Source organism: Oscillospiraceae bacterium, from assembly GCA_034925865.1.
Lineage (GTDB): Bacteria > Bacillota > Clostridia > Oscillospirales > SIG627 > SIG704.
Genome location: JAYFRN010000035.1, coordinates 1 through 13206, shown reverse-complemented (window position 1 = coordinate 13206; position 13206 = coordinate 1). Strand labels below are relative to the sequence as shown.

Annotated in this window: 12 protein-coding genes; 10 read left to right on the top strand and 2 right to left on the bottom strand. The window is 39.2% G+C overall.

What is annotated here, in order from left to right:
• Window position 1: 1 nt before the first annotated feature.
• From VB118_11275 to VB118_11265, 3 genes are all read left to right on the top strand, one after another.
• The gene (locus VB118_11275; protein ID MEA4833181.1) at window positions 2-1294 is read left to right on the top strand and encodes a sn-glycerol-1-phosphate dehydrogenase; all 1293 of its coding nucleotides are present in this window, start codon (window positions 2-4) and stop codon (window positions 1292-1294) included.
• Between the two features lie 193 nt (window positions 1295-1487).
• Complete coding sequence (locus VB118_11270) at window positions 1488-1892, top strand: hypothetical protein (protein ID MEA4833180.1); 405 nt, start codon at window positions 1488-1490, stop codon at window positions 1890-1892.
• 39 nt (window positions 1893-1931) lie between these two features.
• A complete protein-coding gene (locus VB118_11265; GenBank protein ID MEA4833179.1) occupies window positions 1932-3023 on the top strand; it encodes an SPASM domain-containing protein in 1092 nt (363 codons plus the stop codon).
• A 370-nt stretch (window positions 3024-3393) separates the two neighbouring features.
• Here VB118_11265 and VB118_11260 read toward each other — a convergent pair whose 3' ends face one another.
• Together VB118_11260 and VB118_11255 are read right to left on the bottom strand one after the other, a co-directional pair.
• Window positions 3394-4209 carry a GH25 family lysozyme gene (locus tag VB118_11260; protein MEA4833178.1) on the bottom strand — a complete coding sequence of 272 codons (816 nt, stop codon included), beginning with the start codon at window positions 4207-4209 and terminating at the stop codon, window positions 3394-3396.
• Window positions 4210-4723: 514 nt separating this feature from the next.
• Window positions 4724-5809 (bottom strand): hypothetical protein, encoded by a 1086-nt coding sequence (locus tag VB118_11255; GenBank protein MEA4833177.1) that lies wholly within the window; start codon window positions 5807-5809, stop codon window positions 4724-4726.
• Window positions 5810-6134: 325 nt separating this feature from the next.
• On the opposite strand from VB118_11255, the gene VB118_11250 reads away from it, so the two are divergent.
• The 7 genes from VB118_11250 to VB118_11220 all read left to right on the top strand — a co-directional run bounded on the left by VB118_11250 (window position 6135) and on the right by VB118_11220 (window position 13084).
• Window positions 6135-6908, top strand: coding sequence for a Ku protein (locus tag VB118_11250; protein MEA4833176.1), 774 nt, complete (start codon window positions 6135-6137; stop codon window positions 6906-6908).
• A gap of 4 nt (window positions 6909-6912) precedes the next feature.
• Window positions 6913-9345, top strand: coding sequence for a DNA ligase D (ligD, locus tag VB118_11245; GenBank protein MEA4833175.1), 2433 nt, complete (start codon window positions 6913-6915; stop codon window positions 9343-9345).
• Between the two features lie 46 nt (window positions 9346-9391).
• A complete protein-coding gene (gene eno, locus VB118_11240) occupies window positions 9392-10678 on the top strand; it encodes a phosphopyruvate hydratase (GenBank protein MEA4833174.1) in 1287 nt (428 codons plus the stop codon).
• 92 nt (window positions 10679-10770) lie between these two features.
• A complete protein-coding gene (locus VB118_11235; protein ID MEA4833173.1) occupies window positions 10771-11769 on the top strand; it encodes a 2-hydroxyacid dehydrogenase in 999 nt (332 codons plus the stop codon).
• 31 nt (window positions 11770-11800) lie between these two features.
• Complete coding sequence (locus tag VB118_11230) at window positions 11801-12052, top strand: GlsB/YeaQ/YmgE family stress response membrane protein (protein ID MEA4833172.1); 252 nt, start codon at window positions 11801-11803, stop codon at window positions 12050-12052.
• Window positions 12053-12072: 20 nt separating this feature from the next.
• Window positions 12073-12525, top strand: a complete 453-nt coding sequence (locus VB118_11225) for a DUF2892 domain-containing protein (GenBank protein ID MEA4833171.1) — start codon at window positions 12073-12075, stop codon at window positions 12523-12525.
• A gap of 349 nt (window positions 12526-12874) precedes the next feature.
• Window positions 12875-13084: an HDIG domain-containing protein gene (locus VB118_11220; protein ID MEA4833170.1), complete on the top strand. Its 210-nt coding sequence runs from the start codon at window positions 12875-12877 to the stop codon at window positions 13082-13084.
• Window positions 13085-13206 lie beyond the last annotated feature (122 nt).

The window sequence follows — 13206 nt, the reverse complement described above, 5'->3', positions numbered from 1 at the left end:
AATGGATATAAAAGAAATATTATATAGCTTTGAAAAATGCCGCTGCGGAAGGAAACATGATATATCCGCACCTGTTATTATATGCGGATCAGGAATTTCGGGAGATACCGGATGCATAATCGCCGAGCATACATTATTCAAAAAAATATTGCTTGTGGCAGATAAAAACACCATTTCCGTATCGGAGGAGGCGGTGTTTTCTCTTTGCGTAAGCGGTTTTGTAGTACAAAAGTATATATATGACAACCTTCGTGTCGCCGATATAGGAGAAGTTGAGAAAATAGAATCGATTTGCGGAGATTCTGACATCATACTTTCAATCGGCACAGGTTCTCTTAACGATATCTGCAGGCTCGCAGCTTTCAGACAGAATAAATACTTCATAATATTTGCGACAGCGCCGTCTATGGACGGCTTTGCTTCCGATACCGCTCCGATCACATGTCATGGCTTTAAGCTTTCTTATCAGGCAAAGCAGCCTGAGCTGATTATTGCGGATACGCGTATATTGTCCGCTTCTCCTGCCGTATTAAAAGGAGCGGGCTTTGGAGATATGATAGCAAAATATATCGCTGTTGCCGACTGGCGTATTTCAAATCTCCTTACAAACGAATATCTATGCCCCGATATTTTAAATCTGACAAAAACAGCTGCGGATAAAATCGCTTCGCTGGCACCTGTTATTCAGAATGTAGACGAAGCTGCTTCCGGAGAAGTGCTTAACGCGTTGATTATGACAGGCGTAGCTATGAAGCTTTCCGGTAATTCGCGTCCGGCATCCGGAGCCGAGCATATTATAAGTCACTTTTGGGAATCGAAAAAGCTTGATGCGGGCGAAATATCGGATTTTCACGGAAGGAAAGTCGCCGTGGGGACCTTACTCACCGCAAAGGCATATTATTCATTGCTGAAAATTGATAAAATAAAGCCCAAAAAAGAAAATATAGAATGTAATATGTTAAAAAAAGTATACGGTGAAAGATTGTATCCGGACGTAGAAAAGATGAATTTCCCCGACAGTATCAATATTGTATCAAATTTCGATCTTGACGGGTTTGCGTCAAAATGGGATTATATAAAAAATATTATAAGAGATTCGATTCCTGAACCGGCTGAAATTGAAAAAATGCTCATAACCGCCGGTGCGCCTACACGGCCGGATCAAATCGGTGTATCGGATGAGCTTTGTATACAGGGGCTCAGATACCATATGTATATGAGAAAAAGAATAACGCTGATGAGACTTATGCCGCTTATCGGCGCTGATCCCGCATTATTATCAGGCGTTTTATAAAATCTCATTCTTTACTGCTCACGATAAGTGAAAGCTATTCCGACTATTCAAAACAGACCGCAATATATAAATACTCTGCTGTTTAATATGTTCATACAGAATACGCAAGATGAGGGAACATATTATATGGCTTTGAAGTCTAATATTACAGTCCTACAGACATAATTTTACCAGGGAGAATTGGAGCTGCAATATGAAAATAGAAAAGGTAACCAAATACGAAATTCCCGCATCTCTAAGCATGAAGCGGTCTGCGATAATTGCAATTACCGCCGCTGCTGTCATAGCCGGTTCTTCAGTTATGACAGGATGCGAACCAATTAAAGATTTATTTGGAATAAAGCCTGAATTGGCTCTGGAAGGCGATGTGGCTTATACAGAATCACAGCTGCCGGACAATAAAAACGGTCTTGAAAACGATCAAGCCTGTATGCAGGAATTTGATTACGGTAAATCGACGGAAACGGAAATAAACAAAGATAATAAAAATGATGGCACAGAACCCGTTATAACGGGTGATGATCAGGGTTCATCAGATACTGAGGAAGAACCACCGCGTTTTAAAGGCGTTATCAGTATTGACGAAGTAAGACCGTAATTATGGGTATTATACAATATCTATATAACAAAGATACGAGTGAATAATGCTTTGAATTTAACTCTTAATTTAACGAACGAATGCAATCTGCGCTGCGCATATTGTTATCAGATTTGCGGAGATAATAATCATAAATATATTGGAAATGAGCGAATGACCGAATCAACAGGCAAAGCCGCAGTAAAGCTTTGCCTGTCCGGTACAGGAAAAGCCGGAGGGATTACTTATTATGGCGGAGAGCCACTGCTTCAAAAACAACTGATATTTGATCTTACCGAATATGGCACCGCGGAGGCGATAAAGGCGGGAAAGAAATTTGCCTTCAAAATGACCACAAACGGAATTTTACTCGATAACGAATTCATTGAATTCGTTAAAAACTTTGATTTTGAAATCGCTGTTTCATATGACGGAGTGCTGCAAGACAAATTTAGATGCTTTCCGGATGGAGAGGGAACAAAAAGTATTCTTGACGCGAAGCTTCCGATGATACTGTCTGCTTTTCCGGATACACCCGCTTTATGTACGGTACCGAAGAACGGAGCATCAGAATTTGGTGAAGCGGTAATTGAAGCATTCAATAAAGGTTTCAAACGAGTAAACTGTGTGATTGATTATCGCCCGGACGCCGGTTGGGAAGATATTGACTTGATATTTGTTAAAAAAGGTTACGAAAAGATACGCGATTATCTGATGCGATTTCCAAATACGGACGGAGGAAATCGAAGGATATTCATGCCGTTTGAGGATAAAATATTCTCACTTATTAAATCTGATAACTGTGCCGACAGGTGCCGTCTCGGGAAAAAGCAGCCTTCTGTTGCTCCTGACGGGATAATATACCCCTGTGTTCAATTTGTCGGAAAACCAGAATATAAAATAGGAGATGTTTATAAAGGAATTGATGCCGAAGCTGCTGAGAGATTATATAAAAAGAGCCTCGAGCCAGTCATATCATGCGTTGGCTGTTCAATTGCTGATAGATGCCGTCATCATTGTGCTTGCCTTAATTACCAGCTTACCGGTGATATGAACACAGTTTCTCCTCTTCAATGCGAGCATGAACGTATTCTGATTCAAACAGCTGATTTATACGGAGAGCATCTGTATAAATCAGGTATATTAAAATAAAATACCTATTCACGAAAAGTACCGACTGCAAGCTTTGAATATTTAAGGAAACAGATCAATCAAGCTTCTCAGGTGTCATGATGGAAGCCATGGATACATACTTTTTCCACATTAAGTATCTTTTTTTGTCTCCTGTCAGGGTCTTATTCTATAAGTTATTATAAAGAACCAAAGACTCATGTCGCGAGAGAAATAAAAGCCTCGTATATCGGGGCTTTCCTTATAATCGGCAATTCATCAAATACCGCATATTATTAACTCAGCATTTAAATAATTAACGCTTAAAGAGAGAAAAGACTCTGGTATATGAGCTTTTCTCTCTAATATAACACAACTTATATAAATATCGTTTAATAATATATAATAATGTTTATTTTATCTCTGTTAACGGCTTTTTATTTCGGCGTTTTCCTTTTCCGGTATCAACGGGCGGTGTATATAACCCATTTCCCAAAGCCGTATTTTGCGGTTGATGTATTTCTGGTAATGTCACATTATTATCCATAGGCTGTGTTTCCTCAACGCTTGTATCGATTACCGGTTCATCAGGTTTTATAAAATCAGATAAAACAAATTGTCCGATATCTCCGTCGACATCTCCCTCAATTCCGTTTACATGAGTATAACCGTACTGCCATATTTTCATCCTGTTGCATTGATACGGAGTTTTAACGCCATAATGAGCAAGCCATATGTCATAATCCGAAAATGCTTTTTCTGATATATATTTATATTTTAAATAATTAGGATTCGCGTAAAGCATCGGCATAAAACCGGCAGTCCGAATATACTCCAAAAAAGCGACAGCTGTTTCAGTTAAGGTTTGCTTATCCAGTGTTCCGCAATACTTGGGCGGATCAATATCCTCAATATCTACCGCAGCCCATAACTGTATTTTATTTTTATATGGCATAATTACCGATAAATAATAATTTGCTTCCTCTATTGCTTCGTTTGCGTTCGTGGCGGTGAGATAATGATATACGCCGGAAGGGATGTTATATTTAATACACTCATTTAAGTTATAATGAAAATAACTGTCTGTAAACATATATAAGCTGCTGTTTTTTATACTGTGTCCCTGAGTTGCCTTGATCATGGCAAATTCTATTCCGGAGCTTTTTACTGCTTCCCAATTAATTTTATTGCAATAAGAACCGACATCAATGCCGTTTATATCATTCATTTTATACCCCCTGAATTAACTCTGTTTATTAACTCGATTAAATAATTACCGCTAAAAGAGGGAAAAGACTTTGGTATAGAGCTTTTTTCTTTGACAAAACACGACTTATATAATGTCCGCTGCAATCATAAAACACATACAACAGTAAAAAAATGATGAAAACAATGATTGTTCAGGTGCAAGGTTTTTTTGCTAAAAAGTATAAAACCTTGCATTTTAAATTGGTCGACTCCCGACCAATTTAGAAAACAGACGGCAATCAATGGATACTGCAGGTTTTGGCTGGATTTTCAACTGCTAAAACTACAGTAGACATTATTAAATACCGTTTTAATAATCGGCTGTATTTAGCTGATAATATGTGATTACGACATAAATCGCCTGCTTTATTATATGAATATATCATATTATTGTGCATGAATTTTACATATGAATATTTATCAACGGGTAATAAAAAACAATCAGGCAGCAACAATAAAGTTGCTGCCTGACGCTCTGTAAACTGTTTGAAAGATTATCTTCCTTCGAGATCCTTGTATGTAACGTCATATGCTATATCATAGAAAGTTACATTTTCATAAGTGTTGCCATTGTCTTTGTCGTAATCTCTATGATCGCTCCAGGTGGTGTTGTTATAGAAAATATCGCAGAAGGTTCTTGCTTTGGCTGCGTCATAGTTTTCGCTATAGCCTGCAGAGTAATTCAATTTAATGTTTGAAACGGTATTATTCTCAACAACAGCTTTATCAGATTGGTCGGCTCCGATGAGCGCGGCAAGATTATGAAAGCCTGTGAGATCAATATTTTTAACGGAGCAGTTTTTAATAACAGTTGTGCTTGCGGATGATGCCATTCCGACAAGGCCGCCAATTCTGAAGCAAATTCCGGTAAGATCTCCTACTTTGCCTGTGCCGCCAGCGACAGTAAGCGTATCGACATTGACATTGTCCATGATAGCCTCGGAATTGTTTTGCCCGATAACCGCGGCGGCATGCCGCTCGGATGCGGTAATTTTAATATTTTTAAAGGTTATGTTTTGAATATAGAGCGGCTTGGAGTTAGTTTTAATAAAACCTAACTGCTGTTCAGCTTCCGCGCCGACTATAGTGATTCCTGATATGGTGTGATTGTTGCCTTCGATGGTGGCATATTCCATATAATCTGTAGAGAAGGGAACCCAGTTTTCACTTGAAAGATCAATATCCGCGGTTATTGAAATTACATAATCAGCATAATTTTCGCTTCCGCTGTTTGCCGCCTTTGCAAAAGCGCGTAATTCATCGGCACTGGATATCTCAATAAGCTTTGCTTTGGTTTCTGTTGGTGCATTAGTTTCTGTTGCTGATTCTTCTGTTGTTATTGGCTCTGTTTTAGTCTCGGATTCCGTTGTTGTCAGAGGTTCTGTTGTTACAGATCCCGTCTTCGTTTCAGACATATCAGTCTTTACTTCGGCTGTCGTTTCCGGATAGCCGGTTGTCTCGGTCATGTTATTTGTGGATTTTATGGGATTTTGTTGATCACCACACGAAACAGAAAAGATCAATGTCAAAATAAGTATGACAGAAATCAATAATCGTGTTGAAAGTCTCTTTGTTTTCATTGATTTATTCCTTACTCGGTATTTTTTATATATGTGAACGTCAACTCACATATATATCAACTTGTATTATACAACTTTTGAATTAAATGTCAATGATACAATAAAATGTAATTAAAATTTTAATTCAAATCTATATTTTCGACAAATATTTTAAAGAGAAGTTGATGTATCAGATAACCCAAGCAATACTAGCGACCGGTTCATTCTGACTTGACACACTTTTAACTGAGGAATACCGAATGGTATACCATAGAGAAAAGTTTGAATAATACTGAAGTATACTTAAAATATAAACGGAAACAATAAAATCCGGAGGTGTTATATAATGGTATCTCATAAATCAGTAATAACTTTCGGCATGGTGGCGATCCCGATTGCAATGTATACAGCCACACAGGATAATGACATACATTTCAATCAGCTTCACAGGGAAGATAACAGCCGCATCCGATATAAAAAAACATGTGCGCACTGCGGCAAGGAAATTAAGACCGAAGATATTGTAAAGGGTTATGAATACGATGATGATAAATTTGTCGTCGTAACAGACGAGGAAATAGAGAAGATCAAAACAGAAAAGGAAAAATCCATACAGATTCTGCATTTTACACAGCTTAATCAGATATCACCTGTTTATTACGATAAAACCTATCAGGCTGTGCCTGAAACGGGAGGAGAGAAGGCTTTCGAGCTGCTTCGTTCCGCGCTGATGGCTGAACAGAAGATTGCTATTGGCAAAGCAGTTATGGGAACGAAAGACACGCTGATGGCAATAATTCCCCGCGAGGATGGTGTTCTCATATCGACAATGTTTTATGCGGATGATATTAAGGAGCTTCAAAAACAATATAATAAGCCTCAGGTATCTGAAGCGGAACAAAACATGGCGAAATTACTGATAAACTCGATGGATACGCCGTTTGATCCATCACAATATAAAGATGAATATCAGGAAAAGCTGCGCGGATTGATCGAAGCGAAAATATCAGGACAGGAAATAGTTGCCGCAGAACCTGAGAGTGCCGCAAAGGTGGTCGATCTTATGGAAGCGCTTAAAGCGAGCGTGGAAAAAGCAAAAAAAGAAAAGAAACCTGCATAATTTTATGACAGATAATTTAGATGAATATAATAAGAAAAGAAATTTTGACAAGACTCCGGAACCGGAAGGCGGCACGGTAAAACTTGGTGAACTCCTTAGGTTTGTCATTCAGCATCATATAGCCGGCAAAGACCACTATGACCTTCGTCTTGAATGGAACGGAGCTTTGCTGAGCTGGGCAATACCGAAAGGACCATCCTTCGATACACGGGACAAGAGACTTGCCGTACAGGTAGAAGCTCATCCGTTGGAATACAGTAATTTTGAAGGAACAATTCCGAAAGGGGAATATGGCGGCGGAACGGTGATGCTGTGGGATGAGGGTACTTGGGAACCAACAGCGGATGTCAATGACGGAATAAACAACGGATCTCTAAAGTTTGTTTTGAATGGAAGACGGCTTAAGGGGAAATGGGCTTTGATACGGATGGGTACCGGGCCTGACATGGAAAACTGGCTTTTGATAAAAGAAAAAGATAATTATGCTAAAGAGGAAAGCGGGATTTCCGGGTATACGACAAGTATTCGTACCGGACGAACCATGGCGGAAATCGAAAAAGGCGATGATGAAAAATTTACCAGGAATCCTTTTGACAAAACGGATGTACAGCTTGCAAAGCTTGTGTGTACGGTTCCCGAAGGAGAAGACTGGCTATATGAGCTGAAGTATGACGGATACAGAATCATTGCATTTGTCGAAGAAAACAATGTAAGGCTTATAACACGCAACAATAACAATTATACAAACAGGTTTAGCGCCATTGCTTCTTCAATTATTGACTGGGCAGGCGGACGTGCAATGGTGCTTGACGGTGAAATGGCAGTCACGGATGCGTCCGGGAAAACTGATTTTCAGTCTCTGCAAAATTACATGAAAAATCCTAAAATAAAAAATCTTATTTATATTGTATTTGATCTGCTTGCTTTGGACGGCGAAGATTTGCGCGGACAGCCTCTTGCTAAAAGGAAAGAGAAGCTTGAAGCTTTGATGAAAAACGCGCCTCAGAATCTTCATTACAGTCGTCATGTACACGGAAACGGAAATGAAAGCTTTCGGACAGCTTGTGAATCGGGCATGGAAGGGATTGTGGGGAAAAAGCCCGATTCCGTATACAGCGCAACGAGAAATGGCGATTGGATCAAACTTAAATGTGCGAAAAGGCAGGAGTTTGTCATCGGCGGATATACACTTTCGGATAAAAAATCCAGCGGAATAAGCTCGCTTCTCCTCGGTGTCTACGACGACGGTGAATTGGTCTATACCGGACGCGCGGGGACGGGCCTTGGTGAATCAGATATGAAGGACCTAGCGGCAGAGTTCGAAGCTTTGAAAAAATTGGAACCGCCATTCAAGGACGCTCCAAAACCAAAAACAAACGAAACGATCACATGGCTTAAGCCTATGCTTGTAGCGGAAATCAAATTTGCCGAATGGACGGGCGATAAGCTCTTAAGGCAGGCCAGTTTTAAAGGACTGCGGACAGATAAAAATTTGGAAGATATAAAAATTGAAAAAGCGGAGGACGACATTCAACCGGAAATTCCTGAAGAATCGGAAAAAACAATGGATACAACCGACAACAGCATAATTATCGGCGGTATAAAGATAACAAATCCTGATAAAGTAATGTTTATTGATCCCGAAATTACTAAAATTGATGTGATCCGTTATTATGAAAAGATATCAAAGAGGATGCTGCCTTATGTGGAACATCGGATTTTAAGTATTGTACGCTGCCCTAACGGAATATCAAAATCATGTTTCTTCAAAAAGCATCCGACGACAGAAAGCAAGGGAATTGTCACAATTCGTGTTCAAAACAGCGACGGGGAAACGGAGGATTATTTTTATATCGAAAATGAAACCGGTATAATATCCGAAGCACAGATGGATACCCTTGAATTTCATGTCTGGGGGAGCCGTTCAGACGAGCTGGAAAAGCCGGATATGATGGTTTTTGATCTTGATCCGGACGAGGGAATGGAGCTTTCCGCTGTACGGCAGGGTGTCAGAGATATGAGAGCCGTTCTTTCCGAATTATCTCTTCGTTCTTATCTGAAAACAAGCGGCGGCAAAGGCTATCATGTTGTGGTTCCGTTAAAACCTGCCGCTTCATGGGATAAATTTCATGATTTTTCAAAACAGGTTGCCGAAGTCATGGAAAAGAAATGGCCTGACCGCTATACAAGCAATATAAAAAAAGCCAAGCGTGTAAACAAAATATTTATTGACTGGGTCAGAAATGGCAGAGGTGCCACCAGCGTTGCCCCTTATTCAATCAGAGCCAGAAAAGGAGCAAGAGTATCCATGCCCATCTCTTGGGATGAACTTGATAATATCGCTCCCGACGGAATTGATATGAAAGAAGCGCTTTCAAGAATTAACGGCGATGATCCGTGGAAGAATCTTTTTGATACGGATCAATATCTAATTTAAATTTAGCACATGCCGATTAATCATTATTATAGAAAAGAGTAAATAAATGCATAGTAGCCAAATAGAAAATATACACGCGCGGGAAATACTTGATTCGCGCGGAACTCCTACAGTTCAAGCCGAAGTCATTTTACAGAACGGCGTAACCGGTATCGCAAGCGTCCCATCAGGAGCATCAACCGGAATACATGAGGCGCTCGAGCTGCGTGATAATGACAAAAAACGTTATCATGGCAAAGGAGTATTGAAAGCCGTAGGTAATATAAATAATATAATTGATAAATATCTGAAAGGAAAAGATTCTTTAAATCAAGCGGGAATTGATCGCATAATGCTTGATATCGACGGCACTCCCAATAAAAGCAGCCTCGGTGCCAATGCTATTCTGGCGGTATCGCTTGCAAACGCGAAAGCGGCGGCTTTATTTAATAATAAGCCGTTTTTCAGGTATATCGGGAACGAAGAGTCAAATACTTTGCCGGTACCGATGATGAATATCATTAACGGAGGCAAACACGCCTCAAACAATCTTGATATACAGGAATTTATGATACTGCCATTGGGAGCAAAAAATTTTGCAGATGCGTTACGAATGGGATCCGAGGTTTTCCATACACTTAAGGAGCTGTTATTGCAAAAAGGGTCGGCAACATCAGTCGGCGATGAAGGCGGGTTTGCTCCTGACCTTTCCGAAGATGAGGAGGCAATCAAGCTCATTCTTAAGGCTATTGAAGCTTCAGGCTATATTCCGGGAAAAGAAATAAAAATTGCGCTTGATGCGGCGTCAAGCGAATGGTTCCGCGATGACGGCTCTTATTTTTTTCCGAAAAAACAAACAAGCCTGACAAAAAATGAACTTATTGGATACTGGAAAATGTTGATTTCCGCATATCCGATTGCTTCAATTGAAGACGGTATAGCCGAAGATGACTGGGATGGTTGGAAATTGCTTACCACAGCTATCAGCAGTCATGTACAGCTGGTGGGTGATGATCTTTTTGTCACTGATTACGCAAGGCTTCAAAAGGGTATTGATCTCGGAATAGCAAATTCGATCCTTATCAAATTAAACCAGATCGGAACGTTAAGTGAAACTATTAATACCATCAAAACAGCCCATGACAATGGTTACAAGACTATTATTTCTCACAGATCAGGTGAAACCGAAGATACCTCAATATCCGATTTATGCGTCGCGGTAAACGCAGGTCAAATAAAATCCGGAGCTCCGTCAAGAAGCGAACGTGTGGCGAAATACAACAGATTGCTTGTTATCGAAGAAATGCTTGGCAAAGATGCGGTATATCCTGGAATATCACTATACAAGCAATAACATGAGAAAAAATCTGCATAATGACTTGTATATAAATTGCTATTATGAGAAAAATATAAATCAAGCTTATTATAATTATTTTAGGAATATTTATGGGAGATATACAAAAACATATAAAAATCGCGTTATTTGATGCAAAGGCATACGATAAAATATGGTTTGATGAATATAAAAGCAAATACAATATTGATATTCTATATATAGAAAATAAATTAACGTCAGGCACGGCCGGTCTGGCGAATGGCTGTAACGGAGTTATTGCATTTGTAAACGATATAATTGATGAAGCTGTTATTAATACACTCGTTTCTATTGGTATTGAAATTGTTGCTATGCGTTGTGCCGGTTATAATAATGTGGATTTATGTTACGCCAGCGGCAAGCTCATAATTGTAACTGTGCCTGCATATTCACCGAATTCCGTAGCTGAATATGCTATTGCATTGCTTTTTACACTCAATCGAAAAATACATCGGGCTTACATGCGCACAAAGGAGTTTGATTTCAGTATAAATGGGTTATTGGGCTTTGAAATGTGTAATAAGACGGTCGGGGTTGTCGGTACTGGCAGAATCGGAAGAGCATTTATAAATATCTGCCGGGGAATAGGGATGAATGTGATCGCGTTCGACCCCAACCATTCTGAAAGCGATATCAAATATGTTTCATTCGATGAATTATGTGCAAATTCCGATATTATTTCGCTTCACTGTCCTTTGACTAAGGAAACGTATCATATCATTAATAAAGACAGCTTTACACAAATGAAAGACGGTATAGTGATTATTAATACCTCAAGAGGAGCGTTAATCGATGCCGAGGAGTTGATCACCGCTATAAAAACGCATAAGGTCGGCGGTGCTGCGCTTGATGTCTATGAAGAGGAGAGAACGCTGTTTTATGAGGATTTTTCAGATACTGTAATTCAGGATGACGTTATCGCAAGATTACTTTCGATGCCTAATGTGATTGTGACTTCACACCAGGCTTTTCTTACAAAGGAAGCACTTGAAAACATTGCAAATACGACACTTTCCAATCTGTCGTTATTCTTTAAGGGAGTAATACAGAACGAAGTAAAATCAAAATAGCATATTACAACTAAGAAAGGAGCTTAATAATATGGGTATTATTGGCTGGATCATTTTAGGCGCGCTTGCGGGATGGATCGCAAGCCTTATTACCGGCAACGATAAAAGAATGGGAGCCGGATTGAATATTTTAGTTGGTGTTATCGGGAGCATTATCGGCGGTGTTGTTATGAACTTTCTTGGCGGATATGGCGTAACAGGCTTTAATATTTGGAGTCTGCTTGTAGCGACAGTCGGAGCTATAATTCTATTGTTGATTGTAAATGCTGTTAAAGCAAAATGATTGATTAGAGAGGATAACCAATGAAAATTATGCTTCCATCAACAACAAAAAAAGCGGCATACAATACATGTGATAAAAGCAATAAAGCAATACGCGATAAAACGGTGTCTGAGATAGCACAATATAAAGACAGCTCTGAAACTGAAATAACTGACAGAATCAATAAACTTGATCACGAATGGGATGTTGAGAGGGTTTTGGAAACAAACGCTGCTTTCATAGTTCTTTTAAGTTCAATAATGGGGTATAAAAACAAAAAATGCTGTTGGTTCCTGATGACCGGGACAGTCGGATTTTTCCTTTTACAGCACGCGTTACAGGGCTGGTGTCCGCCATTGCCGATTATAAGAGAATTAGGAATCCGTACTGCGGACGAAATCAATAATAACAAAATAGCGCTTAAAAGTTTAAGAGGAGATTTTTCGAATAATTCCAAAGAGCCGAATGAACTTCTTATTAAAGCTGAGAAATAGACTTTGTATTAAAAAATAACTGCTGTAATGGTTAATAATTTACGCTTTTAAAATAAAATATAGCCGATAGAAAAGCCGAGGTTTCCTCGGCTTTTCTAGTTTTATCGGCATAGCTTGTAAATATGATGCGTTTTTTGAAATAAGTTTTTATGATATGGGCTACCGAAGATATATGTTTATGAATTGCGTTACGTGAATAAGTAATTTTAGAAACGGAGTTATTGTTTTTTCCAATTCTTTTTGATATACTGTATTCAGGAACAAGATCCGCTTAATTTCTAAATGGGCAATTTATAATTACCGGTACGAAACATTACGCCGAGAACTGGCGTGAAAGGAAAATAAATAAATGACTGTGATTGAATTTATAAGAGAAAAGTTGATGTTTGAAAATCAAAAGTATGTGGATAAAGCCGCTGATCATTTTAATTATTGGGAGCAGCATATAAAGCTCGTTGTGAAGAATGCTCTTATATTGGCTGATGAATACGGCGCTGACAAAGAAATTGTCGAGCTTGGCGCTCTTTTGCATGACATTGCATTAATTAATGCCCGCTGAACAAAAGAAAATATACAGCAAGGCAAGACAAATCGCAAGAATTATGGTATAATAAGTGCAAGGAAAATGGCCGAAACATGTTAAAAAGCTTGCACTTGGGGGCGACGAGATGTATAAATACA